This is a genomic window from Acinetobacter sp. YH12116 (genome assembly GCF_013418895.1).
In the GTDB taxonomy this organism is placed as follows: Bacteria; Pseudomonadota; Gammaproteobacteria; order Pseudomonadales; family Moraxellaceae; genus Acinetobacter; species Acinetobacter indicus.
Window position 1 is genome coordinate 1 of sequence record NZ_VPBE01000004.1, and the last position, 26,376, is coordinate 26,376.

The window sequence follows — 26,376 nt, forward strand, 5'->3', positions numbered from 1 at the left end:
TTACATGCAAAAGCATCAAGCTTAAGCAAAGTAACTAAGACCCGAACAAGTCCATAACAGTTGTGCTGGCGACAATAGCAAGAGTGAACCACCTGATCCCTTCCCGAACTCAGAAGTGAAACCTCTTAGCGCTGATGGTAGTGTGGGGTTACCCATGTGAGAGTAAGTCATCGCCAGCTCATTAATTCAAAATCCCCCTAGCTTAAACAGCAGGGGGATTTTTTTATGCAGAAAATTTGTGTGCTTAAGAAAGTGGAATTTTTCGAGGACTGTTCTCTCCGTTTAAATAAGCTTTTAATCGGTTGAAATTGAAGCCTCCCATTTAACCGGAACCGGCGTATACTCATAACATAATTGGAGTGTATATGTCAGATTCCCAAAGCCAGACTCAGCAAATTGAGCACGATTCTCCTCAGTTTAAGGCCATTCTTCTCTCTTTGTTTTTGGCCGGTTTTGCCTCCTTTTCTGCCTTGTACTGTGTTCAACCGATGATGCCGATTCTGGCCCAGTTCTTTCAGGTCAGTCCGACCCAAAGTAGTTTTCCCTTATCTTTTTCGACCTTTGCTTTGGCCGCCGCTCTATTATTTACCGGTCTGATTTCAGATCGGGTCGGGCGTAAACCGATTATGGTCGTGGCATTGTTCTCTGCGGCCTTACTGTTAATAGCCAGTGCCTTATTGCCACAGTGGTCATTTTTTCTCAGCACCCGTGTCCTGATTGGCATGGCAGTCAGTGGGGTGGCCGCGGTGGCAATGACCTATATTGGCGAAGAAATTGCGGCCAAAGATGTTGGCTTTGCCATGGGCTTATATATTTCAGGCACCGCAATTGGCGGCATGAGTGGCCGTTTAATTGCCGGAGTCCTGGTGGATTTTATTTCCTGGCAATATGCAACTTTAATCATTGGTGTGATTAACCTGGCGATTGCGATTCTGTTTTACTGGCTGTTGCCCAATTCCCGGAATTTCCAGTCCTATCCAATTCAATTGTCGCGTTTTAAACAGGCCTTTGCCAAAAATCTGGCCGATCCAAAATTAAGAATTCTGTTTCTTCAGGGCTTTATTCTAATGGGATGCTTTGTCTCGGTATTTAACTACATGAGCTATCATCTGCTGGATGCGCCTTTTGCTTTGCCACAAACCTGGATCGGGCTGATTTCTGTGGCCTATCTGGCTGGAATTTACAGTTCACCACGGGCAGCACAGTGGGGACAAAAGTTTGGCCGGGAAAAAGTGTTACCGTTGATGCTGCTGGTGATGTGGGCCAGTCTGGCACTAATGTTACTGAATCAGCTGGCGGTCGTGTTAGTCGGGCTGCTGATTTTTACCTTTGCTTTTTTTGCAGCACATTCTCTTTGTAGCAGCTGGGTGACGGTGCAATCATTACAGTATCGGGCGGTGGGTTCATCTTTATATCTGTTCTGCTATTACTTGGGCTCGAGCGTGCTCGGCAGTGGTAGCGGTCTGATCTGGGAGCGCTGGGACTGGCCTGGCTTATTGATCTTTATCGCAAGTCTGCTGTTGTTGGGCCTGATATTGACCCTATATCTGAAAAAATTAAGCAGCACTGCACCCACGGCACAGATTAAAAATTAAAAACTTGATTTTGTATAAATTATAATCAAGCAAGCCACTTGGAATTCATGCTAAAATACTCGGCTTTCATCTTTCGATCTTTTCTGATCTTCCATCTGCCAGCCGAGAATTGCTAGCCATGTCTACTGCTTATACCGCTCAAACCGCGCCGAAAGCGTTGTTTGATTACGACAAATATTGGGCGTCATGTTTTGAACCCGCGCCATTTTTGCCGATGTCACGCGAGGAAATGGACCAACTCGGCTGGGATAGCTGTGACTTTATTCTGGTCTGCGGCGATGCCTATATTGATCATCCATCTTTTGTATCCGGTATTATTGGCCGTGTGCTGGAAGCGCAAGGTTTCCGGGTCGGAATTATCGCGCAGCCTGACTGGACCAATGTCGAGGCCTTTCGTGCCTTAGGTAAACCGAATATTGCCTGGGGCGTCACCGCCGGCAATATGGACTCGATGATCAACCGTTATACCGCGGACCGCAAAATCCGCTCGGATGATGCCTATTCACCAGACAATGTCCCGAACAAACGTCCAGACCGTGCTGCAACCGTGTATTGCCAGCGCTGTCGTGAAGCCTTCCCGGATGTGCCGGTGTTGCTTGGCGGGATCGAAGGTTCACTGCGTCGTATTGCGCATTATGATTACTGGTCAGATAAAGTCCGTCGTTCAATTCTGATGGATTCAAAAGCCGATTTATTGATGTACGGTAATGGCGAGCGTTCCATTATTGAAGTGATGCACCGTCTGGCCAAAGGCGAAAAAATTACCGATATCACCGATGTGCGCGGTACTGCCTTTATTATCAATAAACATAACCGTGCGGCCAAAGCCAAGTTTGTCGAAATCGCCTCCAATGATGTCGATACCATTGGCCGTGTCGATCCGATCATCAACCCCTATGTGATGACCGAAGATATTGATGGCTGTGAAGTTGAAAAAGAAAAGGGTAACAGCTTAAGCCAGTACCAGAATTTCCAAAAAGAAATGGTGGCCAATCCGATTGTCCGTGAAGGCGACAACCTGGATGCCGATACGCAGATTGTTCAGCTGCAACCGGCCTCAAAAGCCATTAAGCATAAACTGCCACCACGTGAACTGGCGGTTATTCGTTTGCCATCTTTTGAAGACGTGGCTAATGATCCGGTGCTATATGCACATGCCAACCGTATTCTGCATTTGGAAACTAACCCGGGCAACGCACGTGCTTTGGTGCAAAAACACGGCGAGCGTGATGTCTGGATTAATCCACCACCAATTCCATTGACCACTGAAGAAATGGATTATGTGTTTGACCTGCCATATGCACGTCTGCCACATCCAGCTTATGGCGATGCACGTTTCCCGGCGTTCGACATGATCAAGTTCTCGGTGAACATCATGCGTGGCTGTTTTGGGGGCTGTACGTTCTGTTCGATTACCGAACACGAAGGCCGTATCATCCAGAACCGTTCGGAAGAGTCGATTTTGCGTGAAGTGGAAAAAATCCGTGATACCGCACCGGGCTTTACCGGGATTATCTCGGACTTAGGTGGTCCAACCGCTAACATGTACCGCTTGCACTGTAAAGATCCGGAAATTGAAAAGAACTGCCGTAAGCCGTCCTGTGTATTCCCAGGCGTGTGTCAGAACCTGCATACCGATCATGCACCACTGACCCAGCTATACCGTAAAGCACGTGCGATTAAAGGCATTAAAAAGATTTTGATTGGTTCCGGTCTGCGTTATGACCTGGCGGTACTGAATCCGGAATATGTGCGTGAACTGGTGACCCACCACGTTGGGGGTTATCTGAAGATTGCACCAGAACATACCGAAAAAGGTCCGTTATCGAAGATGATGAAGCCCGGTATTGGTACCTATGACCGCTTCAAGCAAATGTTTGATCGTTTCAGCAAGGAAGCCGGCAAGGAACAGTATCTGATTCCGTATTTCATCGCGGCGCATCCGGGCACCACCGACTACGACATGATGAACCTGGCGATCTGGCTGAAAAAGAATGGTTTCCGTGCCGATCAGGTACAGACCTTCTATCCATCGCCAATGGCCACCGCCACCACCATGTATTACACCGGTAAAAACCCGCTGGCCAAAGTGGCGCGTTATACCGAAGATGTTGATATTGTGAAAGGAGAGAAACGTCGTCGTCTGCACAAAGCCTTCTTGCGTTACCATGATCCAAACAACTGGCCATTGTTACGTGAGGCTTTAAAAGAGATGGGCCGTGCCGATTTGATTGGCAATTCCAAGCAGCATCTGATTCCGACCTATCAGCCGCAAGGCACGGAAGGGCAGTATCAGTCGGCGCGTAAGAAAAACTCGACCCTGGCCGGAGATTCACAGAAACGTACCGGTCAGCCTGGCAACCGTGGCCAAGGGCAAAATCAGGGTCAGTCGAATCGTCCGAAAAAAGGCCAGATGTTGACCCAGCATACCGGTTTGCCTCCACGTGAAACCGGCGAAAAACGTCCATTTGGCGGTGCAAAGGCCAAAGGTAAGTCTAAGCCAAAATCTCGTGCTTAAATCAGGAAAGGACGCCAAGTGCGTCCTTTTTCTGGTTCACATTTTGTCGGATTTGTCAGACAATCGGTTTGAAAAGAATTGTGAAGCTCATAAAAGTTGGTATACATTAGCTTGAGGAAAAACAAGGAGATGGTTTTTCCTGGAAACTTGCTCTGCAACAGACTGTCAGTGTTTATGCATCTTTCGTCAGCATTGGTTTAAGTTTCTTAAATTTAACCTATTTATAATAAGCAAAACGTTATACTTGTATTTGAAAAATAATCGGTGAGATACCGAATAAATTATAAGAATAGAGTATTAAAGGATTAACCTCATGACTGTTTATATTATTCTCGCAAGTCTTATTCTGGCAGGGTTGCTCATCATGGCGGCCAGGCATGCCATTCAGGCCAAACGCCAGACCGACAGTACCCTGAAACGCCGCGCTATTTTCAGTTTGAATGAGCAGCTGACCTATACCCGGCTGAAAGAAATTTTACCGACCCATACCGTGCTGACCCATGTGTCTTTTGATGCGCTACTGACCACCAAACTGCCGCGTACCCGCAATAAATACCGCAATATGGTGGCGGACTTTGTGGTGCTGGATGATGCTTATCAGGTACTGGCCGTGATTACCCTGGATGATACCCTGACCTTAAAACGTCAGCATATTCAGTATCAGAATGAATTGCTGCGGATGGCCGGTTATACCGTAATCAGCTTTGATCAGGTGCCGGAATATCAGCAGTTGCGTGAAGAATTTGGGTTACTGGAGGGCGCTGAAAATCTGGAGGCGCTTGATCTGCCAAAAAAGAAATTGGCGTTCTATCCGGCCTCAGCGCGCAGAATGGGCGCGTTGGGTTGAAAAAAAGCATCTAAACAGATGCTTTTTATCTCAAATTTTTATGGTTTAACCGCGACCACAGTCATTTCAACCAGGACTTCGGGCTGATACAGCTTGGCTTCCACACAGGTGCGGGGCAGCGCTTCAATATCGGCGACCCAGGCATCCCAGATTTCATTCATGGCAGCATAGTCCTGCTCGATATCTTTTAAGAAAATCATGACCGACATGATATGACTTTTATCGGTGCCGGCTTCAGCCAGTAAACGGTCAATTATCTCAAGGGTCTGGCGGGTCTGACCGCGAATATCCAGGCTGGTGTCTTCTGCTAGCTGGCCGGCCAAATGCACCAGATGGCCTGAAATGGCAATTTCTGAATAGCGCTGTGCGACATGTAAACGTTGTACGGTCATAACAAAATCCTGTAGATGGGCAAGCAGCACCTCGGCTGCTCTGGCAATGTGACTATATTGCCATGAAGCGCCAGTACAGAACACCAGCGCTGCCGGAGTTGGTACAGAAATCCATCAATCTTGTGGCGATTTTGATTTGAAAAATGGGAATTTTAGGACGCAAAAAGCCGGTGATCTGAAGGGAATAGATCGGGATAATGCGATAGAAAATCAGATAAAAAGAAGCAGGTTACAGCAAGGCGGGAGACGATACAGCCATCCATGGGAACGTCAGAGTTGTCCTGTAATATTCGGATAGATCATCACGCCAATCACAGGACAGCATGCTGAAAGTAAAGGTGATTTTCAGCATCTCAGCACATACATGGATAAATGTATTGCGCAGATAGATTACTCTAATTTTGCCCATTGTGAAGCGCATTTTGTATCATTTTTATTCTTTTGATCAATTCCTGCACAATTTTAAGCCTAAAGTAGACTGAGCTGCGGCTGCTGTGCTGGTGAAGACAGTTGATAAACCCCCACGCCAATCAGCCGGAACTGTTCCTGAGGCGAAATATGCATTTCCTCAATTAATAGTTGTAGCGCCTGTGCCAGCTGCTGCGGATGAGTAAAAATATGCTGAAAGCTTTTGCTGTGCTGCAACACCTGAAAGTTTTTCAGTTTCAGTTTGACTGACACGCCGCGGGCACAGAGCTGCTTTTTTTCCAGACTGGCCCAGACCTGTTGCAGCAGCTGTGGCCAGTAGGGCGTGCATTGGCTGAGGACATAATCATCATCAAAGGTGATTTCTTTGGAAATCTGCTGGCGTTTGCGTTCGGCCTGAACGGGGCGCTCATCAATGCCTTGTGCATATAAAAACAGGCGTTTGCCATATTTACCAAAACGTTGAATCAGCAGGCCTTCTTCGACCTGTTGCAGATCGCCCAAGGTTTCCAGACCCAAGGCCTTCAGCTTTTCCTGCATGACCTTGCCCACGCCCGGAATTTTCTTTAAGGGTAAATCCTGAATAAAGGTCTGCACCTGCGAAGGCTTGATCACGCAGAGGCCATTCGGTTTATGCCAGTCCGAGGCAATTTTGGCCAGAAATTTATTGGGTGCCACGCCGGCAGATGCAGTCAGGCCGGTGGTCTGAAAAATATCTTCGCGGATGCGCATTGCCACTTCTGTGGCGCTGGGGAGTTGCTGCAGGTTTTCGCTAACATCCAGATAGGCTTCATCGAGCGACAGCGGTTCAATGATTGCAGTATATTTTTGAAAAATTTGATGGATTTGTGCCGACACTTCCCGGTACTTCTGGAAATTCGGTTCCAGTACAATCACCTGCGGGCACAGTTTCCGGCCCTGACTCATTGACATGGCCGAGCGCAGCCCAAACACCCGCGCCGGGTAGGACGCGGCCACAATCACTGCACGCGGATGATGTGATGCCACCACCACCGGCAGATGTTGTAACTCTGGACGCTCTTTTAGCTCGACCGAGGCATAGAACGCATCCATATCAATATGAATGATTTTTCTCATGGCACCATCTTAACGCGCGACATCCGTGGCTGTCATTAGCGGATAAGCATACGGTTGATCGAGCAGCAGCACTTGGGTCTGTTGTTGTGCTGCGGCCTTGATCACGGTATTCAGACTCTTCGGGGTATTATCGGCCAGATGTGGTAAAAACTGTAGCGGCTGTTCTGGCGGCTGGAAAAAATCATCCCAATGGATGGGAATCAGCACCTTGGGTTTTAGGTGCTGCAAGGTTTCTGCCAGATACTGCTGCTGATACTGTTCCGGTTGCCTGGACAGCTGGGCAATGCCCAGAAACAGATGATCGACCTGTAGCTGTTTGAGCTGTTCGGGAATAAAACCGGTGCTGGCCTTGACCAGACTTTTATGACCTTCATATTCAATCAGATAGTCAAAGCTATGGCCTTCTTTAAACTCCGAAAACCGTGCCGGCAGGCTCAGTGGCTGCTGGATTTCCTCACCCAGATCATTATTCACTGCAGTTGGCGGAGTATGCTGGGACGGGAAAGCGGTGACAGTAAAGTTGCCAATCTGCATCGGTTGTAAAGGTACCAGCTGCTGTAATTGGCTTTCGGGCAAGTGAGCACCACGGGCAATATTCAGCGTGCTTCGGGAACCAATAATTTTAGCCTGCGGCAGCAATTGGCCAAGTAGAGGGACATCCAGAGCATGGTCATAATGCGAGTGTGTCACCAGAATGGCTTGCGTTCGTTGCAATTGATGGAGCTCAATCGCATGTTCAATCACGATAGGCTGGCTGTTAATTTGACCAAACATCAGCTGACTCAGACTCGGCCGGCTAAAGAAGCCATCAATCAACAGCTGTTGCTGGCCATCATCAAACAGTAAGGTCGATACGCCAAAGAATTTGACCGTGTAGCCCGCTGGTGCGGTTGCTGCCGGCTGATACAGCCACGGCTGGAAATCCTGCACTTTTCCGGAAGGCTGCAGTATATAGATGATGAGTGCAATCAGCAGTAACATCAGGCCAAGCAGACCTGACAAAATCTTGTATTTCAGTGTCATTCGCACAATATTCCTGTCAGCTTTTATTTTTATCTTGTTGGTATGAGTATTAAGGGGTTGTATCCACGCTATTTTTAGATGGTTCCACAATCTGGTTGGCCTTAAGAAACTGTTGCCAGTCCTGTTCATCGCCATAAAAGGCATTCAGATCGACCGGAGTGGCAATGCCGGTAATCTGGCCACGATTGCTATATTGCCAGAACAGCCAGTCGGGATTACCGCTTAAGGCCGGTTTACCCTGATATTCGCGTACCCACAGCGGCACCTGCGGGAACTGATTGACCAGTACAATATTATAAAAATTCCTGGAAATGTAAAAAATCGGCTGTTTGCCATAGTGCTGTTGCAGCGCGTCATGCATCACCCCAATTTCATGCAGCAACTGTTCCCGGGTATAGGTGTTGATGCAGTTGCTGTCGTATTCCAGATCAATCACTGGTGGCAAGCTGTTGGCCTGTTTCGGAACGCTGTCGATAAAATTCTGTGCCTGCACCTGACCATCACGACACAGCCGATAAAAATGATAGGCGCCGACCAGAAAGCCCTGTTCATGCGCGGCCAGCCAGTTGTCCTGAAATTTACGGTCTTTAAAATCGCCGCCTTCGGTGGCTTTTAAATAGACGAAACGGTATTTTTCCGGTGAAATCCTGTGCCAGTCAATCTGCTGCTGATGATGCGAAACATCAAAGCCCTGAATCGGATAGTCCTGTGCGGTGGCTGGCCGGGTATGCAGCACGCCCCAATACAGCAAGGCCGCCATCAGCACCACGCCGCAGATGGCAACCGCAGCATAGGTCAGGGGCTGGACAGAACGGCGGGCAGGGCGTGCAGACATAGGCAAGGCAGATCTTCAGGGTTCAATTTTGATCATAACGCGAAGCCTGCACGGCGGCTAGCATTCCACGCGGCTTTAGACCGGGGTGTTTTTCGGAATTTTCCAGAAAATCATTGCAGCCAGCAGGTTGATACTGCCCAGACAGATCAGGCTGGCATGAAAGGCTGCGACCACCTGCTCCGGTCCCCAATAGGCACTAAACAGGTTGACCAGCGTTCCGGCCAAGGCCACGCCAATACTCATGGACAGCATCATGATCATCGACAGGAAGCTGTTGCCGCTGCTGGCATCCTGCTGCGGCAAATCTTTTAGGGTCAGGGTGTTCATGGACACAAACTGCAGTGAATTAAGCAGACCAAAAATAAAGAAATGCAGCGCACGTAGCCAGATGGGTGTGTCGGCCGTGGTCAGGGCAAAACTGGCGATACAGGCCCCGACCAGCAAGGTATTGGTGATAAGTACCTGACGATAACCAAAGCGCTGAATCAGCTGGCGGATGATCGGTTTTGAGGCCAGCGAACCGAGTACGGTCGGAATCATCATCAGGCCGGTCACAAAGGGCTCAAAGCCAAAGGCCAGTTGCAGCATCAGCGGCAGTAAAAAGGGAATTGAATTGCCGGCCAGCCGGGCAATCGAGTTCCCAAGAATCCCGATTGCATAAATCCGGTGCCGGAACAGCTTGCTGCGAAACAGGGCATTCTGATGGGTATGCGCATGATAGGCATATAGGCCGGCACTCAGCAGACCCAGCAGAACCAGCGCAATGCTCCACCACAGCGAGTACAGCGGACTGGCCACGTTTTCAATACCCAGTGACAGCCCGACCATGGCAATCAATAACAGGATAAATCCCCAGAAATCAAATTGCGGCACGCTCGGCTCGGTAATATTTGGCATGGCTTTAAAAGTAATCAAGACCCCTAAAATGCCAATCGGCAGATTGATTAGAAAAATCCAGTGCCATGAGGCGACTTCCACCAGCCAGCCGCCCAAAGTAGGTCCAATTAAGGGGCCGATCAGACCGGCCAGACTCATCAGGCTCATGGCCGATAAAAACTGGGTGCGGGGAATGATTTTTAGCATCGCCAGACGACCAACTGGCAATAAGAACGCACCGCCAATGCCTTGCAGTACCCGGTAAAACAGCAGTTCATTCAGGCTGCTGGCATAGGCACAGCCAATGGAGGCCAGGGTGAAAATCACAATGGCGGAAAAATAGGTGTTGCGCACGCCAAAACGGTCGGCCAGCCAGCCACTCAAGGGAATGCAGGCCGCCACTGACAACACATAAGCCACCACCACGCTGTGCATTCGCAGTGGATCTTCCTGCAAATTCTCGGCAATGGCCGGCAACGCGGTGTTGATGATGGTGGTATCCAGGCCCTGCATAAAAAAGCCAATCGACACCAGCAGCACCAACAATCTGAATTCGGGTTGCAGGGCTTGATGGGTTGGCGTGGCAGTCATAATTAGCGGGCATGGTGGAATTTTGCCTAGTGTAAAACAATCTGGCGCGGATGTCGTATCTAAAGCGTTGCCGCGTGACGGCCTGACCCTGTCAGAAAACTGCAATCAAAACGTCATGGCACTGCAACCGGATGTTTATAAATTATTCATATTCTAAACACTATCAAATTAAACCTATGAAATTAAAATTGAAATCACTTTGGGTGGCCATGTTGGCCGTGGGGATGGCAGCGTGTAACAGTGATGATGATCAGGTCAGTCCCGCACCGGTTGATCCAACCCCAAATACCATTGAACTGAGCAAAATCGGGGCCTATCAGTCGGGCATTTTTGCAGAAAGTGCCGCAGAAATTCCGGCCTATGATGCCGCCAGCAAACGCCTGTTTGTGGTCAATGCGCAGGCCGGGGTGCTGGATGTACTCGATTTAAGCCAGCCAAATCAGCCGGTTAAAATTGCCGAGATTCAGGTCCATGATATTGCTGAAGGCGCGGAAGTAAACAGTGTCGCAGTGCATAACGGTATTGTGGCAATTGCGATTCAGGCTGCCGTCAAAACCGATCCGGGTTATGTGGCGCTGTATCAGGCCAAAGATCTGAGCAAACTGGCGCATGTGCAGGTTGGTGCCTTGCCGGATATGCTGACTTTTAGCCCGGATGGTCAAACCCTGCTGGTGGCCAATGAAGGTGAGCCATCGGACGATTATCAGGTTGATCCGGAAGGTTCAATTTCCGTGATTCAGCTGAGTAATTTAACAGCGCCTGTGGTTCGCACTGCAGACTTCAAAGCCTTTAATGGTCAGGAAGCGGCGCTGCGTGCCCAGGGCGTGCGTATTTTCGGGCCAAATGCGACCGCGGTGCAGGATTTTGAACCGGAATATATTACGGTATCGCAAGATGGCAAAACGGCTTGGGCCGCATTGCAGGAAAACAATGCGCTGGCCAAAATTGATGTGGTCAATGCCAAAGTACTGGCGGTGTATCCATTGGGCTTTAAAGACCATGGTCTGGACGGCAATGGCATGGATGTCAGCGATGCCGATGGTGTTGATGGAACGGGCAGTATTAAGATCCAGACCTGGGCCAATGTGCGCGGTCTGTATATGCCAGATGCAATTGCCAGCTTTGATGTGGCCGGCAAAACCTATATCGTGACCGCCAATGAAGGCGATGCGCGCGCCTGGGGCGAAGACACACCAGAATATTTTAATAACGACACCAGCAAAGGTTTTGTTGAAGAATGGCGAGTGAAACATCTGGTACATGCCGATGGCTTTTCCCGCCGTTTAGGCGATGATTTACCGGCGCACTTAAGCCAGCTGGCCAAAGGTGCCGAGCTGAATCCGGATAATTTTGGTTACTGCGGTGCCACGGCAGGCAATGCCGGTGACTGCCGTAAAGATCATCTGCTGGGTCGTCTGAATATTACCTGGACTGAAGGCTACCAGAAAAATGCCGATGGTACGCCAAAGCTGAATGAACGCGGCAATCTGGTATATGACCATCTTTATAGTTTTGGTGCACGCTCGGTCAGTATCTGGACAGAAAATAGTGCGCAAAATGGTCTGGAACTGGTCTGGGATTCAGGGGATGATTTTGAGCAGTACATTGCCGAGCATCATCCGGAAATTTTCAATGCCAACCATGAAGAAGCAGGCATGGATAACCGCAGTGACAACAAAGGCCCTGAACCTGAAGGCGTGACGCTGGGCCAGATTGGCAGCAAAACCTTTGCCTTTATTGGTCTGGAACGTGCTGGCGGGGTGATGGTCTATGATGTATCGACTCCATCTGCACCAAGTTTTGTGCAGTATCTGAATAGCCGTGAGATGAGTGCGAGTACTGAACAAATTGAGCTGGGGCAGGCCGGTGATTTAGGCCCGGAAGGTCTGGTCTTTATTGCGGCAAAGGACTCGCCTAATGGCCAGCCATTACTGGTGGTGGGCAATGAAGTCAGCGGCAGCACCGCGGTATATCAGCTGAACCTGAAATAAGTGAGCAAAAAAAGAGAAAGGGCACTACGGTGCTCTTTTTTTTATTTTAAATTTTTATTGTCACTAAAATGTCATAGAACTGAAATAGTATTGTCATCATTTTAAGCTAATGCCAGCCCGATAGGGGGTGGTGTTCCCTTTTTGAACATAGGCTTTGTTCTTATGACAATTGAACTTTTAATGGTAATCGGCTTCTGTTTGGCGGCCTATTCTATTGTCGGAAATGATGTACCTCAAACCTTAGGGACTTTTATTTCTTCTAACTCCCATCGTCCTTGGTGGGTACTGTGGGTGTATATCAGCAGTATCCTGGTTGTGGTCTTGGTCTATGGCTGGTATGCATCGGGCGTCGGTGATGCCTCTTATGGGCGACTGGAAACCATTCCGTTCCCTGAAGGCGGAATTACCTGGCTGTATATTGTGCCGCCGGTTTTACTGTTGCTACTGACCAAATATGGTATTCCGGTCAGTACCACCTTCCTGGTGTTGACCATCTTCTCTCCTGCGAGCCTGGGCTCGATGATGGTCAAGTCCATGATGGGTTATGCCGTGGCCTTCCTGGCGGCGCTGATCATCTATCGTTTTGTGGCCAACAAAATGACGGTGTACTTTAACCAGACCAAAGATCAGGAACATTCGACCAAATGGGTGATTCTACAATGGTTATCTACCGGTTTCCTGTGGAGCCAGTGGCTGATTCAGGATCTGGCCAACATCTTCGTGTATGTGCCGCGTCAGGTACCGTTTGAATTCCTGATGTTTGCCATTACGGTCTTTGTGATCTTGCTGGGGGTTATTCTGTACCAGCGTGGTGGTGCCATCCAGAAGATTGTCGATACCAAAACCGATGTTACCGATGTACGTGCTGCGACCATCGTGGACTTTATCTATGCAATGATCCTGCTGATTTTCAAAGAGTGGAGCAATATCCCGATGAGTACCACCTGGGTATTCCTGGGTCTGTTGGCCGGTCGTGAATTTGCCATCTCAATGATTGTGAACGGGGTCAGCAAATACCGTACCTCACGCAATGTCAGCAAAGATGCGATGAAACTGATGTTTGGTCTGGCCATGTCGGTATTCCTGGCGACGACTTTGCCATGGTTCTATAACCTGATTTCAGGCTAAGCATGAACTGAACATCAAGTACAAAAAAAGCGAGCTTCGGCTCGCTTTTTCTTTCTGGACTTTTGTGTTCAAGCGCTTTAAATGGCAACGTGCTGCGGTGCATCCAGATTATGTAATGCAGTCAGGATTTCATCGGCATGATTGCAGACAATCAGCTTGGCGCGGTGCTGCGGCGGCAGGAAGCCTTCAGTCACGGCATGGTCAAGTTGGGCAATCAGGGCATCATAGAAGCCATTGACGTTATAGAGCATCATCGGTTTTTGATGCTGGTTCAACTGGCCCCAGGTGGCAATTTCCAGAATTTCCTCAAAGGTGCCCAGTCCGCCCGGCAAGGCCACAAAGGCGCTGGCACGTTCGGCCATGAGGGCTTTACGTTCATGCATGCTGTGTACAATATGCAACTCGGTCAGACGATGATGGGCAATTTCATAATCCAGCATAAATTCCGGAATCACGCCTACAGTTTCACCACCGTGATCAACCACGGCATCGGCGACCTGACCCATTAAACCGATACTGGCGCCGCCATAGACCAGACCAAAGCCATTTTCCGCCAGACGGCGTGCCAGTGCCACGGCCTTTTCCTGATACACTGGTTTATTTCCAGAACGTGAGCCGCAATATAAAGCAATTAAAGGTTGTGTTGTTTTAGGAGAGGGGTGTTTTAAATTATCAGTCATTTTTACTACGCTATTCATGATTCTTGTTTCACCTTAACATGTTCTTTTTGTCTGCTCTAGCTTATGCAAAAAATATGACAAACAATGCCAGCGCCGTGCAGTGTGATTGCAAAGAATTGTTAAAGCATGCAGCACAACCGTGACCAGGCCAAAAAAAGAGTGATTCTGGCGCCAATCTTTTCTATACTGAAATTGTGTTTGACAACAATAGAACCGTCATGGGTAGTGGACACTATCGCACCATACAACAACAGCCGCTTTTAATCTCTTTTCTTTTTCCCTTTCATTCCCCAGGTTTTGAAACAGCCGGCCTTGGCTGTCGCACAGCCAAAACGGTATTCGTGGAGCATCGCCCATGATTTTTGAATGGATGTCTGATCCAGCCGCATGGGTGGGTTTGCTGACCCTGATTATTCTGGAAATTGTGCTGGGTATTGATAACCTGGTGTTTATTGCCATTCTGGCTGAAAAATTACCGCCGGAACAGCGTAACGCCGCACGGGTGGTCGGGCTGATTCTGGCTTTAGGCATGCGCCTGATTCTGCTGGCTTCAATTGCCTGGGTGGTGACTCTCACCAATCCGCTGTTCCATATTTTTGATCATCCCTTCTCCGGTCGCGATCTGATCTTGCTGTTTGGTGGGGTGTTCCTGCTGTTTAAAGGCACCATGGAGCTGCGTGAGCGTATTGAAGGCAAGCCGCAGCTGAAAGAAGAAAATCCGGTACACGCCACTTTCTGGATGGTGATTGTGCAGATTGTAGTGCTGGATGCGGTATTCTCGCTCGACAGTGTGATTACCGCGGTGGGTATGGTCAAAGAGCTGTCGGTGATGATGATCGCAGTGATCATTGCCATTGGTATTATGCTCTGGGCCTCTAAACCGCTGATGGACTTTGTTAACAAACATCCAACCGTGGTGATTCTGTGCCTGTGCTTCCTGATGATGATCGGTTTCTCGCTGGTGGTGGAAGGTTTCGGTTATCACATTCCAAAAGGCTATTTATATGCCGCGATTGGTTTCTCGGTGATGATCGAGTTCCTGAACCAAGCCATGCGCAAAAATCAGGAAAAAATGGTCACCACCACTGACCTGCGTTATCGCACTGCTTCCGCGGTGATGCGGATGCTCGGCGGCAAACCGAACGGGCCGGAACCGGAGCATCCAAGTCCGGAAGAAGTGTTGGCGACACGTGCTTTTGCCGATGAAGTCTTTGCCGAAGAGAACAGCGTCTACCATACCGTGATGGTGCAGGGCGTACTCAGTCTGGCCGAGCGTCCGGTAAAATCGGTGATGACCCCGCGACCGGAACTGGAATGGCTGGATTTAGATGAAGACCAGGACAGTATTCAGGCCCAGCTGATGAATACCTCGCATTCACGTTTAATTGTGGTGCATGGCGAGCTGGACAATATTGCCGGGGTGGTGCTGACCCATAAGGTTATGAATGAATTTATTGAAACCGGCGTACTGAATTTTGAAAAACATCTGCGCGAACCGGTGATTGTGCATGAAAATGCACAGGTGTTGATGGTGATGGAACAGCTGCGTCAGGCGCCGCTGCAAATGGCAATTGTACTGAATGAATATGGCTCGATTGAAGGTGTAGTCACCCCGATTGATGTACTGGAAGCCATTGCCGGTGAATTCCCGGATGAAGATACCCTCGACGCGGTTGCAGAAACCCTGGAAGATGGCAGCCTGATGCTGGATGGTTCGACTGATATCCGCCATGTCTCGTTATTGCTCGGTCGTGATCTGGTCAACGAGCTGGAAGAATATTCGACCCTGTCGGGTTATATCCTGTTCCATCTCGGCCGTTTGCCGGAAAATGGCCAACGTCTGCTGGCTGATGATCATATTTTTGAAGTGGTCACCATGGACGGGCATAAAATCGAGAAGGTGCATGTGCTGCCACAGCCGCCAGCCGAGTAGCACTCAGAATATTCCTGTTTTCAGCTCCAGTTCCGTTAAAATAGCCTGCATTGTCAGGCTATTTTTTTGGAAAATATTTATGTCAGAACAGCCTTGTCCTTGTGGCGCTGGGTTTTATCACAGTTGTTGCCAGCCTTTGCTTTTAGGTCAGCAGCAGGCCCAAACTGCCGCTCAGCTAATGCGTTCACGCTATAGTGCCTTTGCCTTGCAGCAGATTGATTATATTGTCAAAACCACCGCACTTGGTCAGCAGCAGGCTCTGGATGTGGCCGCTATTCGGGACTGGAGCAGCGCCAACCAGTGGTTAAAACTGGAAATCGTAAGTGCTCAGGAAAAGCTGGACAAAAGCCATGCCCAGGTCGAATTCAAGGCCTATTATCAGGATGGCAACCAGCCGCAGATACATCATGAAGTGTCGCATTTCGTCAAACATCAGGGTGTGTGGTATTTTCTTGATCCGACCACCGATCAGCAGATCACCATGAAACAGCCCTGTATCTGCGGTTCGGGCAAGAAATTTAAGCAATGTTGTGCGCAATTTTTATAACATTTGCCGTATTTTCGCTTATGATAACGCACATCAATTCCCCTAGTGAAAGAAGGGCAGTTCATGTTGCTGTTGGTCATTTATATTATTGCCATTACTGCAGAAGCAATGACAGGTGCATTGTCGGCAGGACGGCGAAGCATGGACTGGTTCGGGGTGACCCTGATTGCCTGTGTCACCGCACTGGGCGGCGGCTCGGTACGTGATGTATTGCTGGGCCATTATCCTTTAACCTGGGTCAAGCATCCGGAATATCTGGTCCTGACCTGCGCGGCAGCCTTTGTCACCATTTTAATTGCCAAATGGATGCGCCATCTGCGTTCCATCTTCCTGGTGCTGGATGCCTTGGGCCTGATTGGCTTTACCATTATTGGCTGCCAGATTGCGCTGGAAATGGGCCACGGTTTTGTGGTGTCGGCGGTGGCCGGTGTGCTGACCGGCGTCTCGGGCGGGATTCTGCGTGATATTCTGTGTAATGATGTGCCGCTGGTGTTCCGCCGTGAGCTGTATGCCAGTATCTCTTTTGTGTCGGTGATCTGCTATTGGGTCTGTATTGAAATTGGCCTGTCGCTAGAACTAACCGTTATCGCCACGCTGATTTTTGGTTTTACCTTACGTTTAATTGCGATCTATTTTGGTCTGGAAATGCCAAAATTCATTTATAAGGATGATGATGAGCAGTCGGCCTCATCCAAAGATGCCTCCTAGCCACAAATCTCCTATAAATTAAACGGCATGACCGCTATCCAGATAGCGGTCATTGTCTTTAAAATCAAAGCTGATTGCTGTTGTCATAACAATAACCAGGCGCGCCATCCGCGTTTTCCTCTCCACCCTGTCAGAGCGTTTATTATGGATCTAGTTTCTCGTGTACAACGCTTACCGATTGGTAAGTTCCACTATACCTTGCTATGGGTTATCGGACTGGGCTGGATGTTTGATGCCATGGATACCGGTTTAATCTCCTTTATTCTGGCCAAAATGGCGGAAGACTGGCAAATGAGCCCGGCAGAAAAAGGCTGGGTGGTGTCAATTGGTTTTGTTGGCATGGCCATTGGTGCGGTGTTCTCCGGCGGGTTGGCCGACCGGATTGGGCGTAAAACCGTATTTGCCACGACCCTGGTGATTTATAGCCTGGCCACAGCGGCCTGTGCCTTTGCCCCAAATTTAAGCTGGTTACTGTTTTTCCGCTTTATTGTCGGTTTAGGGCTGGGCGGGCAGTTGCCGGTTGCGGTGACTTTGGTCAGTGAATATATTCCGGCGCATGTGCGGGGCCGTTTTATTGTGCTGCTGGAAAGCTTCTGGGGGCTGGGCTGGCTCTGTGCGGCGCTGGTGTCTTATTTTGTGATTCCGACCTTTGACTGGCATATGGCCTTTTTAATTGGTGGTTTGCCGGCGCTCTATGCCTGGGTCATCTGGAAAAAAGTACCGGAATCGGTGCCGTATTTGATTAACCGCGGCCGGGTCGAAGAAGCGCACAAACTAGTACAAAGTCTGGAACGCCGCTGCGGTGTCGAGGTGATTGAACAGCTGGAAGTGAAACCGGTGGCCGCCAAACAGAATATTTCTTTTGCCCAGCTGTGGTCGGGGCCATTTGCGCGTCGTACCCTCATGCTGTGGCTGATCTGGTTCGGCATTGTCTATTCCTATTATGGCATTTTTACCTGGCTGCCAAGTCTGCTGGTCAAGGAAGGCTATACTATTGTGCAGTCCTTTGAATATGTGCTGATCATGATTCTGGCGCAGTTGCCGGGTTATATTGCGGCGGCCTGGCTGGTAGAAAAACTTGGCCGCAAAGCCACACTGGCCGGCTTTATTGGGCTGTGTGCGGTATCAGCCTACTTCTTTGGACAGGCCAGCAGCGTCGGCATGATCGTGTTCTGGGGTTGCCTGATGTCCTTCTTTAACCTAGGCGCCTGGGGTGTGCTGTATACCTATACGCCGGAACAGTATCCAACCAATATCCGTGCCTTTGGTTCCGGCTGGGCTTCAGCGGTGGGCCGTATGGGCGGTATTGTTGCGCCTTTGGTGGTGACCCAGATGATGGTGATGCACAACGGCTTTAGCTATGTATTTATGATGTTTACCGCGATGCTGCTGGCCGTGGCACTGGTGATTGTGCTGCTGGGTGAGGAAACTCGCGGCAAGACCCTGGAGTCGATTGGTTTATAAGCAGCCGCTTATACAGATAATTCAAGATGCGCTGGCTATTGTGCCGGCGCATCTTTTTTATTTCTGGAATATGTTTTTCAACGTGCAGTCAGGCTTGTGCATTTTTCAGTTGATTGACGCGCCTAAAATGGATATTTTTACGCCATAAGACATAAATTGTCGCAGAGTGTGATCGGCTACCCTTGTGCTGGCCGCGGCTGCGGCATAGCATAAGAACGTCAAAACTATAACGCATTAATTTAGGATTACAGGTTGTTATGACAAGCCTCGCGCATCATGCGACAGAAAACCGTTCCGTAGCAGAATTTACTGAACAAGCATATCTCAGCTATGCCATGTACGTGATTATGGACCGTGCATTGCCTCATATCAGCGATGGCCTGAAACCGGTACAGCGCCGTATCGTCTATGCTATGAGCGAGCTGGGTCTCAAGCCAAGCAGTAAACCAAAGAAATCTGCACGTACGGTCGGTGATGTGCTGGGTAAGTACCATCCGCATGGTGACTCGGCCTGTTATGAAGCGATGGTGTTAATGGCGCAGCCGTTTAGCTATCGTTATCCATTTATTGAAGGGCAGGGCAACTGGGGTTCACCGGATGATCCAAAATCCTTTGCCGCAATGCGTTATACCGAAGCCAAATTATCCGCATATAGTGACCTGTTACTGTCTGAACTCGGTCAGGGCACCTGCGACTGGCAGGACAACTTTGATGGTTCCCTAAAAGAGCCAGTGACCTTGCCGGCACGGGTTCCAAATATCCTGCTCAATGGCACCACCGGCATTGCCGTGGGTATGGCCACCGATATTCCGCCGCACAACTTGCGTGAAATCATTAAAGGCACCATCGCCCTGATCCGTAATCCGAATTTAAGCGATAGCAAGGTTGCAGAATATATTCCTGGCCCGGATTTACCGACCCGGGCTGAAGTAATTACCCCGCCAGATGAACTGTTAAAGATTCAGACCACTGGACGCGGCAGTTATCGCATGCGTGCGGTGTATACCATTGAAAAAAATGAAATTGTTATCAGTGATTTACCGTATCAGGTCTCTGGCTCAAAAGTCATTACCCAGATTGCTGACCAGATGCAGGCCAAAAAGCTACCACTGGTGACCGATGTACGGGATGAGTCGGACCATAAAAATCCGACCCGTCTGGTGATTGTGCTGCGTTCCAACCGGATTGATGCCGATGCAGTGATGAGCCATCTGTTTGCAACCACCGATCTGGAATCAAGCTATCGGGTCAACATGAACATGATTGGTGCCGATGGTCGTCCACAGGTGAAATCGATTCGCCAGATTTTATTGGAATGGATCGAGATTCGTAAACATACCGTCACACGCCGCCTGCAATATCATCTGAACAAGATTGAAAAACGCCTGCATATTCTGGCCGGCTTGCTGATTGCCTATTTAGACATTGATACCGTGATCCGCATTATCCGCGAAGAAGATCATCCCAAAGCAGAGCTGATGGCGCACTTTGGTATTGATGAGATTCAGGCTGAAGCCATTTTGGAACTCAAGTTGCGCCATCTGGCCCGACTGGAAGAAATGGAAATCCGTCGCGAACAGGAAGAACTCGAGGCCAAAGCTGCCACAATTCGTGAACAGTTGGCCAATCCGGAATCATTAAAAAACCTGATTATTACGGAGTTAAAAGACGACGCCAAAAAGTTTGGTGATGACCGCCGTTCACCAATCGTGCAGCGCGCTGAAGCCACTGCCATTAATGAACAGGACATGCTGCCGGCTGATCCGGTAACCGTGGTGCTGTCTGAAGCTGGCTGGATTCGCTGTGCCAAAGGCCATGATGTCGATGCCGAAAACCTGAATTTCCGCGCTGGTGACCAGTATTTAAGTCACGCCCAAGGCAAATCCAACCAGCGTGCCTATGTGCTGGATGACACCGGACGCAGTTATGGTGTGGCCATTAACAGCCTGCCATCGGCGCGTGGTTTGGGTGAACCGCTCAGTTCACGTTTATCACCGGCCAGCGGGGTCGGCTTTAAACAGGTGTTTGTGGCAGAAGATCAGGCTGAAATTCTGGTCATGAGCAGCAAAGGTTATGGCTTTAAAACCCAAGCCAAACAGCTGGATACCAATGCCAAAGCCGGTAAGGCTTTCCTGAGCCTGTCTGAAGGCGCCAGCGTGATGAATCTGCAAACTATTGAGCAGTTCAGTCATGTTGCGCTACTCAGTTCTGCCGGCCGTTTACTGATTGTTGATCTGGCAGAATTACCGGTGCTGAACAAAGGTAAAGGTAATAAATTGATACAACTTGAACCGAAAGATCAGATTGTATCCATGACAATGCTAAATTTAGATGAAATAATTCAAGTGTTTGCAGGACAACAGCAGTTAAAATTAAAAGGTGATGACTTACAGAAGTATATCGGTAAGAGAGGAACTAAGGGACAGCTTTTACCACGGGGATATCAAAAAGCAAATAAACTGTTGATTCAGAGATAAGACTAGCGTTGTTTACATAAAATACGTTATATATGAATCGAATTCGTGAAAATGGATCCACTGCTGTACATAAACAAGCCAAAAAATGAAGTGCGGCAGTGTATAAAACAGTTGAATACTAAGGATTACTGATTGGAGAGATTGGCATTATGGAAAAAATTTGGTTTGAAGAATACCGAAAGACAGGGATTCCAGAAACTGTAGAGTTGCCACCGGAGAATACGTCACTGGTTGATATCTTTGAACGTAATTTCCAGAAGTTTGGTTCACGTGATGCCTTTATCTTTATGGATAAAGTGCTGACCTTTGCTGAACTGGAAGACGCAAGCCGTAAATTTGCAAGCTATTTGCAAGGTCTGGGCTTGGCCAAAGGCACACGTGTTGCAGTGATGATGCCAAACGTTCTGCAATATCCAGTGGTGGCGTTGGGTGTATTCCGTGCCGGTCTGGTGCTGGTGAATGTAAACCCGCTGTATACCTCACGTGAACTTGAGCATCAGTTAAATGACTCTGGCGCAGAAGTGCTGGTGATTATTGAAAACTTCGCTTCTGTATATCAGGCGATTCTGGGTAAAACCCCAGTCAAACACGTTGTGGTTGCTTCTGTGGGGGATATGCTTGGTACCTTAAAAGGTACTTTGGTGAACTTTGTCTTACGCTCAGTACGCAAACAGATTCCAGCGTGGGACCTTCCGGGTCATGTCAAGTTTAATGCAGCCATGTCGAAAGCCAATGTCAGCAACTACAAGCGTCCAAGCCTGACCCTAAGTGATACGGCAGTACTGCAATATACCGGTGGTACGACAGGGGTATCTAAAGGTGCTGAACTGACCCATCGTAACCTGGTTGCTAACCTGTTGCAGTGTGACGGTATTTTCCAGAGCAAATTCGGTGCACAAGATGGCCAGCCAGATGACCGTATTTTCTGTGCTTTACCGCTTTATCACATCTTTGCTTTCATGGTGTGCGCACTATACGGCATGTACAAAGGTCAGGCGAACATTCTGATTCCTAACCCGCGTGACTTACCTGCGGTGATGAAAGAATTACGTAAATACCAGCCAACATTCTTCCCTGCGGTGAACACCTTATTCAATGCACTTGTGAACAATGAAGAGTTTAAACAGCTTGATCACAGCCGATTGAAAATGGCGATGGGCGGCGGTATGGCTGTATTACCATCTACAGCGGAAGCCTGGAAAAAAGTGACTGGCACCAACATCATTGAGGGTTACGGTTTATCTGAAACTTCACCGGTGGCTACCGCGAACCCGCCAGCGTCTGAAGCCTTCAGTGGCACCATTGGTATTCCATTGCCATTAACTGAAGTGGCAATTCTGGATGATGCCGGCAATGAAGTAGCATTGGGCGAGCAGGGTGAAATTTCAATCCGTGGTCCACAAGTCATGAAAGGCTATTGGAACCGTCCAGATGAAACCGATAAAGTGATGGTAAATGGCTTCTTCCGTACCGGTGATATCGGGGTGATGGACAGCCGTGGTTATGTGAAGATTGTTGACCGTAAGAAAGACATGATTCTGGTGTCTGGCTTTAACGTTTATCCATCTGAAATTGAAGAAGTTGTAGCGAAGCATCCAAAAGTGCTGGAAGTGGCGGCAATTGGTGTGCCAGACGAGAAATCAGGTGAAGTGCCGAAACTGTTCGTGGTGAAGAAAGATCCATCGCTGACCACAGAAGAAATTCTGGCCTTTGCCAAAGAAAATCTGACCGGTTATAAACGCCCACGTTATGTGGAGTTTATTGATGAACTGCCGAAGTCGAACGTCGGTAAAATCTTGCGTAAAGATTTACGTAAAACCGCTTAAGACTGTCATGAAAAAGCGCCGATTGATCGGCGCTTTTTTTATTTCTTTTGCGGGCTTTATTTTTTCATTAGCCAGCGGTCGAAGTAGGGACGTCCAACCCCCATCACCCCGAGGAAAATAAACATTGAGCCAAACTGACGGCTAAAACCGGAGGAATGGAAGCTGCCATAACTTAAAATATTATCAATCAGGCAATACACCAGAATTACGGTCACCCAGTGCCATAAAGGTAGACGTTTAATTCCCACAGCATACAGGGCCACCCACAGCACCACAAAGGTAAACAGGGTCGACCAGATATTCAGGTTGGAACAGATGACCGTTAATAAAAAGGCCACAATGGGAATCACAATTTTTAAGGCCCGATCGACTTGCAGCTGATGCTGGCGCTGTTTTTCAAGTACATCGAACATTTCTTTTTGATCAGGATTGACCATCATGAATCCTACACAATGAATAAAAACACCCTATTTAACAAAATTTATGCTTAAAACACCATGCTATGATAAAGTTTTGAAGAATTCCGATGAGAAAAAATAGATGCAAAGTATTAGTGGAATCGTCTATCTGATTCTAATCGCCTGCCTGTTACCTTATTTATTTGCAGTAATTGCAAAAATGGCTGGCGGCTTTAAATCTGAAGATAATCAAAATCCACGTTCTTTTTTAGCCAATACTACCGGTCTGGCGGCGCGTGCCAATGCTGCCCAGCAAAACAGCTTTGAAAGTCTGCCGCTGTTTATTGCCGCCATTTTACTGGCCGAATATATGGTGATTCCGCAGTTTATTATTATGACCTTTGGCATTGCCTATCTGGTGTTTCGTCTGCTGTACGGGCTGTGTTATCTGGCCAACTGGGCGACGTTGCGCTCGATTATCTGGTTATTATCGTTACTTTGCCCGATCTGTTTATTGCTGCTGGTGATTAAACTGACCGCGTGATTGCACAGCAAAATATCTATTTTTATGTCATGAATGTATAATCGCGAAGTCATTAATAGCCGAAACCCGTTATAATTGACGCGGTTTAAAAAATTTAATTTGTGAAAGAGTGATGCTATGAGCTACAGCAATATCCCAGCGGGTAAAGATGCGCCAAATGATATCTATGTAATCATTGAAATTCCTGCCAATGCAGCGCCAATCAAATACGAAATTGATAAAGATTCTGATGCGTTATTTGTAGACCGTTTCATGGGTACTGCAATGTTCTACCCAGCAAACTACGGTTATGTACCAAATACTTTGTCTGAAGATGGTGACCCATTAGACGTATTGGTGGTAACACCACATCCGGTTGAACCAGGTTCAGTAATTCGTTGCCGCCCGGTCGGTAAATTGAACATGGAAGATGATGGTGGTATTGATGCGAAACTGATCGCGGTACCGCACGACAAATTGACTCCAATTTACAAAGACGTGAAAGAATATACCGATCTTCCACCGTTACTGATTCAACAGGTTGAACACTTCTTTGCTCACTATAAAGATTTAGAGCCAGGCAAATGGGTGAAATTGACCGGTTGGGAAGGCGCAGACGTTGCCAAAGCTGAAGTATTAAAAGCGATTGAAGCTGCAAAATAATACGGCTTTTCCCCCTCACTGATCTGTCTTGTTTAGTGAGGACGCCATAAAAAACCTGCACAGTGTGCAGGTTTTTTTTGATTTAGACCGTCGTCGGGAAATTAGAATAATTTCACTGGGATGTCTAGGAATAAACGCCATTCATTGGTGTCACCAATGTAGTTATTTTGGTAGTCATCACTTGCACGGTAATAAGAATGACGTACACGTAAGCTGGCATCTTTAGCAAAGCCAGATTGAACGGTGTATTTCACCTGGTTAAAGAATTCACGTTCTTGTGCATCATCAGTTAATAACATTGAACGGTCGGTAGCTGTTGGTACATCAATATCCCAACCATATACAAAGGCTGATGTCCAAGTTAAACCAGGAACATTCATTGCAGCAAAGTCATAAGTGTATTGGAGTTGTACAGATTTCTCATCGTTACCAATGAAATCAGACAGGTAGGAGTTTGGCATATAAATGGTTTGGCCACCATCTGCAACACCTACACCTAGGTTATAGTCATAACCTGTATTACCTGTATTTTGCTGGTATGCCACCATAATATTGTGTGGACCAGTATTATAGGTGGTTGAAAGTGCCCAAATACTGTTGCTTAAGTTATTAAAGTCATTTGAAGTATGCGAGTAAGTGCGAGCAGTGCCGTCTGCCTTTGCATCCCAATCAGTGTGGTAACCGCTAAAATCAAAGGTCAGGCTGCTTTGGTTTGCCAATGGATGCTTATAGTTAACATTGGCATAGTGACGCTCTAAACGGTCTTTATTGTCTACACCAAAATACGCTGTATTCAGCTGATCATTCACCTGATAACGTGCACCCCACACAATGGCACGATCTAAATCATTTTGATCGGTGGCAATCTGGTCAGAGAACTGGTTTTTGGTAAATTTACCGGCAGTTAATTCCAGGCCATTAATTTCACGGCTCGTGGCTAAAACACCAGTGAAATATTCTGGAACTAAACGCGCCGTGTTGCTGGCCAATACCGGCAGGTCTAGAACTTGGGTACCGTAACGTACTTCAGTATTGGAAATACGTGCTTTGACATTGACACCACCACGAGCCCACTGGTCATATGGTTCGCCATTGTTGTCATGTGGAATCATGTTATTGCCAGCGTTGTTATTGCTGCCCAGTTTAAATGACCAGTCGCCTACGGCACCCACACCCACGCCTACAGTGCCTTGGGTATAACCAGATTCAAGTTGAACAATTGCGGTTTGTGCATAAGAGCTTTGATCTTTTACACCGTTAGTTTTGTCACGGTGAATAAAACCAGTACGGAATAATACCGAACCTTCTGCACCTTCAACAAAACCTTTAGCTTCGCTTTGCTCGCTGGCAACAGCTGTAGAAATTAAAGCAGCTTGTACCAGTACTGCTAATGTTAATTTTTTCGCGTTTAGCATTGGGAGAGAGCCTCATCCAGAATGTTATGTTTCAATTTGTTTAAAAAGAACTCAGAAACCGGAAGAATTTTATAGGGAATTTGTAAAAAAGATACCGTTTTATCCATTTTTCTTTGAGAAAAATGCAAACGCTAGCGTATACAGTTTCAATCCTTGCTCTTGTAAAACACCCTTCCTGGGTCATATTGCAGAAAATTTGCTTCTCAAAACAGGAAGGCAATTTTCGCGCTTTAATGTACTGTGTTTATACTTTTTATTCAAAAAATAATTTGTGATTTTACGGTTTTAGACAGTGTGAAGATGTGGGAAATTTGGCACTTTGCTGGGAGTAGAACGTACATACAAGATTTATCTCGCTGAATTTTTTATGCATTTCGTTGAAGCTATGATCAGAACATCCTCGTGAATCAGTGCATTCTAGT

At 47.9% G+C, this 26,376-nt stretch carries 21 protein-coding genes and 1 rRNA gene; 14 read left to right on the forward strand and 8 right to left on the reverse strand.

What is annotated here, in order from left to right; genetic code table 11:
* Positions 1 to 64 precede the first annotated feature (64 nt).
* The 4 genes from rrf (at position 65) to FTU54_RS03980 (ending at position 4,960) form a co-directional block, all read left to right on the forward strand.
* Positions 65 to 179 (forward strand): 5S ribosomal RNA (rrf, locus tag FTU54_RS03965).
* Positions 180 to 365: 186 nt separating this feature from the next.
* Positions 366 to 1,595, forward strand: a complete 1,230-nt coding sequence (locus FTU54_RS03970) for an MFS transporter (protein WP_005181467.1) — start codon at positions 366 to 368, stop codon at positions 1,593 to 1,595.
* Positions 1,596 to 1,713: 118 nt separating this feature from the next.
* Positions 1,714 to 4,113 carry a YgiQ family radical SAM protein gene (locus tag FTU54_RS03975; protein WP_127801542.1) on the forward strand — a complete coding sequence of 800 codons (2,400 nt, stop codon included), beginning with the start codon at positions 1,714 to 1,716 and terminating at the stop codon, positions 4,111 to 4,113.
* A gap of 313 nt (positions 4,114 to 4,426) precedes the next feature.
* Positions 4,427 to 4,960: a DUF2726 domain-containing protein gene (locus FTU54_RS03980; protein WP_005181471.1), complete on the forward strand. Its 534-nt coding sequence runs from the start codon at positions 4,427 to 4,429 to the stop codon at positions 4,958 to 4,960.
* A 38-nt stretch (positions 4,961 to 4,998) separates the two neighbouring features.
* Here the strand turns inward: FTU54_RS03980 and FTU54_RS03985 are convergent, their stop codons facing one another.
* From FTU54_RS03985 to mdtD, 5 genes are all read right to left on the reverse strand, one after another.
* Complete coding sequence (locus tag FTU54_RS03985; RefSeq protein WP_005181474.1) at positions 4,999 to 5,352, reverse strand: RidA family protein; 354 nt, start codon at positions 5,350 to 5,352, stop codon at positions 4,999 to 5,001.
* A gap of 468 nt (positions 5,353 to 5,820) precedes the next feature.
* Positions 5,821 to 6,876, reverse strand: coding sequence for a DNA polymerase IV (dinB, locus tag FTU54_RS03990; RefSeq protein WP_104472828.1), 1,056 nt, complete (start codon positions 6,874 to 6,876; stop codon positions 5,821 to 5,823).
* 9 nt (positions 6,877 to 6,885) lie between these two features.
* A complete protein-coding gene (locus tag FTU54_RS03995) occupies positions 6,886 to 7,899 on the reverse strand; it encodes an MBL fold metallo-hydrolase (RefSeq protein ID WP_016659726.1) in 1,014 nt (337 codons plus the stop codon).
* Between the two features lie 49 nt (positions 7,900 to 7,948).
* Positions 7,949 to 8,734 (reverse strand): GH25 family lysozyme, encoded by a 786-nt coding sequence (locus FTU54_RS04000; RefSeq protein ID WP_168399156.1) that lies wholly within the window; start codon positions 8,732 to 8,734, stop codon positions 7,949 to 7,951.
* A 75-nt stretch (positions 8,735 to 8,809) separates the two neighbouring features.
* Positions 8,810 to 10,201, reverse strand: a complete 1,392-nt coding sequence (mdtD, locus tag FTU54_RS04005; protein WP_005181486.1) for a multidrug transporter subunit MdtD — start codon at positions 10,199 to 10,201, stop codon at positions 8,810 to 8,812.
* 176 nt (positions 10,202 to 10,377) lie between these two features.
* Here mdtD and FTU54_RS04010 point away from each other — a divergent pair, with 176 nt between their 5' ends.
* Positions 10,378 to 12,192 carry a choice-of-anchor I family protein gene (locus tag FTU54_RS04010; protein ID WP_218949466.1) on the forward strand — a complete coding sequence of 605 codons (1,815 nt, stop codon included), beginning with the start codon at positions 10,378 to 10,380 and terminating at the stop codon, positions 12,190 to 12,192.
* Positions 12,193 to 12,354: 162 nt separating this feature from the next.
* Entirely contained in the window at positions 12,355 to 13,320 is a 966-nt protein-coding gene (locus tag FTU54_RS04015; RefSeq protein WP_016659723.1) for a hypothetical protein, read from the forward strand.
* Positions 13,321 to 13,397: 77 nt separating this feature from the next.
* Here the strand turns inward: FTU54_RS04015 and FTU54_RS04020 are convergent, their stop codons facing one another.
* Entirely contained in the window at positions 13,398 to 14,018 is a 621-nt protein-coding gene (locus FTU54_RS04020; protein WP_075167842.1) for a TIGR00730 family Rossman fold protein, read from the reverse strand.
* Between the two features lie 337 nt (positions 14,019 to 14,355).
* On the opposite strand from FTU54_RS04020, the gene FTU54_RS04025 reads away from it, so the two are divergent.
* The 6 genes from FTU54_RS04025 (at position 14,356) to FTU54_RS04050 (ending at position 22,955) form a co-directional block, all read left to right on the forward strand.
* Entirely contained in the window at positions 14,356 to 15,933 is a 1,578-nt protein-coding gene (locus FTU54_RS04025; RefSeq protein ID WP_104489126.1) for a TerC family protein, read from the forward strand.
* 79 nt (positions 15,934 to 16,012) lie between these two features.
* On the forward strand, positions 16,013 to 16,480 hold the full coding sequence (locus tag FTU54_RS04030) for a YchJ family protein (protein ID WP_168400140.1): 468 nt from the start codon (positions 16,013 to 16,015) through the stop codon (positions 16,478 to 16,480).
* A 63-nt stretch (positions 16,481 to 16,543) separates the two neighbouring features.
* Complete coding sequence (locus tag FTU54_RS04035) at positions 16,544 to 17,188, forward strand: trimeric intracellular cation channel family protein (protein WP_005181518.1); 645 nt, start codon at positions 16,544 to 16,546, stop codon at positions 17,186 to 17,188.
* A 144-nt stretch (positions 17,189 to 17,332) separates the two neighbouring features.
* On the forward strand, positions 17,333 to 18,652 hold the full coding sequence (locus FTU54_RS04040; RefSeq protein WP_168400141.1) for an MFS transporter: 1,320 nt from the start codon (positions 17,333 to 17,335) through the stop codon (positions 18,650 to 18,652).
* A 257-nt stretch (positions 18,653 to 18,909) separates the two neighbouring features.
* Positions 18,910 to 21,129, forward strand: coding sequence for a DNA topoisomerase IV subunit A (gene parC, locus FTU54_RS04045; protein WP_016659721.1), 2,220 nt, complete (start codon positions 18,910 to 18,912; stop codon positions 21,127 to 21,129).
* Positions 21,130 to 21,278: 149 nt separating this feature from the next.
* A complete protein-coding gene (locus tag FTU54_RS04050) occupies positions 21,279 to 22,955 on the forward strand; it encodes an AMP-binding protein (protein WP_168400142.1) in 1,677 nt (558 codons plus the stop codon).
* 56 nt (positions 22,956 to 23,011) lie between these two features.
* On the opposite strand, the gene FTU54_RS04055 is transcribed toward FTU54_RS04050, so the two are convergent.
* On the reverse strand, positions 23,012 to 23,392 hold the full coding sequence (locus FTU54_RS04055) for a hypothetical protein (RefSeq protein WP_104470544.1): 381 nt from the start codon (positions 23,390 to 23,392) through the stop codon (positions 23,012 to 23,014).
* 103 nt (positions 23,393 to 23,495) lie between these two features.
* Between FTU54_RS04055 and FTU54_RS04060 the strand changes: the two genes are divergently transcribed.
* Positions 23,496 to 23,897, forward strand: a complete 402-nt coding sequence (locus tag FTU54_RS04060) for an MAPEG family protein (RefSeq protein ID WP_005181530.1) — start codon at positions 23,496 to 23,498, stop codon at positions 23,895 to 23,897.
* Positions 23,898 to 24,014: 117 nt separating this feature from the next.
* Positions 24,015 to 24,539, forward strand: a complete 525-nt coding sequence (gene ppa / locus FTU54_RS04065; RefSeq protein ID WP_005181532.1) for an inorganic diphosphatase — start codon at positions 24,015 to 24,017, stop codon at positions 24,537 to 24,539.
* Positions 24,540 to 24,640: 101 nt separating this feature from the next.
* On the opposite strand, the gene FTU54_RS04070 is transcribed toward ppa, so the two are convergent.
* Positions 24,641 to 25,954 carry an OprD family outer membrane porin gene (locus tag FTU54_RS04070; RefSeq protein WP_168370311.1) on the reverse strand — a complete coding sequence of 438 codons (1,314 nt, stop codon included), beginning with the start codon at positions 25,952 to 25,954 and terminating at the stop codon, positions 24,641 to 24,643.
* Positions 25,955 to 26,376: the final 422 nt, after the last annotated feature.

Bases quoted from the DNA above. Each gene is read 5' to 3' on its own strand.
- FTU54_RS03970 (WP_005181467.1), top strand. From the start codon at position 366: ATGTCAGATTCCCAAAGCCAGACTCAGCAAATTGAGCACGATTCTCCT.
- FTU54_RS03975 (WP_127801542.1), top strand. From the start codon at position 1,714: ATGTCTACTGCTTATACCGCTCAAACCGCGCCGAAAGCGTTGTTTGAT.
- FTU54_RS03980 (WP_005181471.1), top strand. From the start codon at position 4,427: ATGACTGTTTATATTATTCTCGCAAGTCTTATTCTGGCAGGGTTGCTC.
- FTU54_RS03985 (WP_005181474.1), bottom strand. From the start codon at position 5,352: ATGACCGTACAACGTTTACATGTCGCACAGCGCTATTCAGAAATTGCC.
- dinB (WP_104472828.1), bottom strand. From the start codon at position 6,876: ATGAGAAAAATCATTCATATTGATATGGATGCGTTCTATGCCTCGGTC.
- FTU54_RS03995 (WP_016659726.1), bottom strand. From the start codon at position 7,899: ATGACACTGAAATACAAGATTTTGTCAGGTCTGCTTGGCCTGATGTTA.
- FTU54_RS04000 (WP_168399156.1), bottom strand. From the start codon at position 8,734: ATGTCTGCACGCCCTGCCCGCCGTTCTGTCCAGCCCCTGACCTATGCT.
- mdtD (WP_005181486.1), bottom strand. From the start codon at position 10,201: ATGACTGCCACGCCAACCCATCAAGCCCTGCAACCCGAATTCAGATTG.
- FTU54_RS04010 (WP_218949466.1), top strand. From the start codon at position 10,378: ATGAAATTAAAATTGAAATCACTTTGGGTGGCCATGTTGGCCGTGGGG.
- FTU54_RS04015 (WP_016659723.1), top strand. From the start codon at position 12,355: ATGACAATTGAACTTTTAATGGTAATCGGCTTCTGTTTGGCGGCCTAT.
- FTU54_RS04020 (WP_075167842.1), bottom strand. From the start codon at position 14,018: ATGAATAGCGTAGTAAAAATGACTGATAATTTAAAACACCCCTCTCCT.
- FTU54_RS04025 (WP_104489126.1), top strand. From the start codon at position 14,356: ATGATTTTTGAATGGATGTCTGATCCAGCCGCATGGGTGGGTTTGCTG.
- FTU54_RS04030 (WP_168400140.1), top strand. From the start codon at position 16,013: ATGTCAGAACAGCCTTGTCCTTGTGGCGCTGGGTTTTATCACAGTTGT.
- FTU54_RS04035 (WP_005181518.1), top strand. From the start codon at position 16,544: ATGTTGCTGTTGGTCATTTATATTATTGCCATTACTGCAGAAGCAATG.
- FTU54_RS04040 (WP_168400141.1), top strand. From the start codon at position 17,333: ATGGATCTAGTTTCTCGTGTACAACGCTTACCGATTGGTAAGTTCCAC.
- parC (WP_016659721.1), top strand. From the start codon at position 18,910: ATGACAAGCCTCGCGCATCATGCGACAGAAAACCGTTCCGTAGCAGAA.
- FTU54_RS04050 (WP_168400142.1), top strand. From the start codon at position 21,279: ATGGAAAAAATTTGGTTTGAAGAATACCGAAAGACAGGGATTCCAGAA.
- FTU54_RS04055 (WP_104470544.1), bottom strand. From the start codon at position 23,392: ATGGTCAATCCTGATCAAAAAGAAATGTTCGATGTACTTGAAAAACAG.
- FTU54_RS04060 (WP_005181530.1), top strand. From the start codon at position 23,496: ATGCAAAGTATTAGTGGAATCGTCTATCTGATTCTAATCGCCTGCCTG.
- ppa (WP_005181532.1), top strand. From the start codon at position 24,015: ATGAGCTACAGCAATATCCCAGCGGGTAAAGATGCGCCAAATGATATC.
- FTU54_RS04070 (WP_168370311.1), bottom strand. From the start codon at position 25,954: ATGCTAAACGCGAAAAAATTAACATTAGCAGTACTGGTACAAGCTGCT.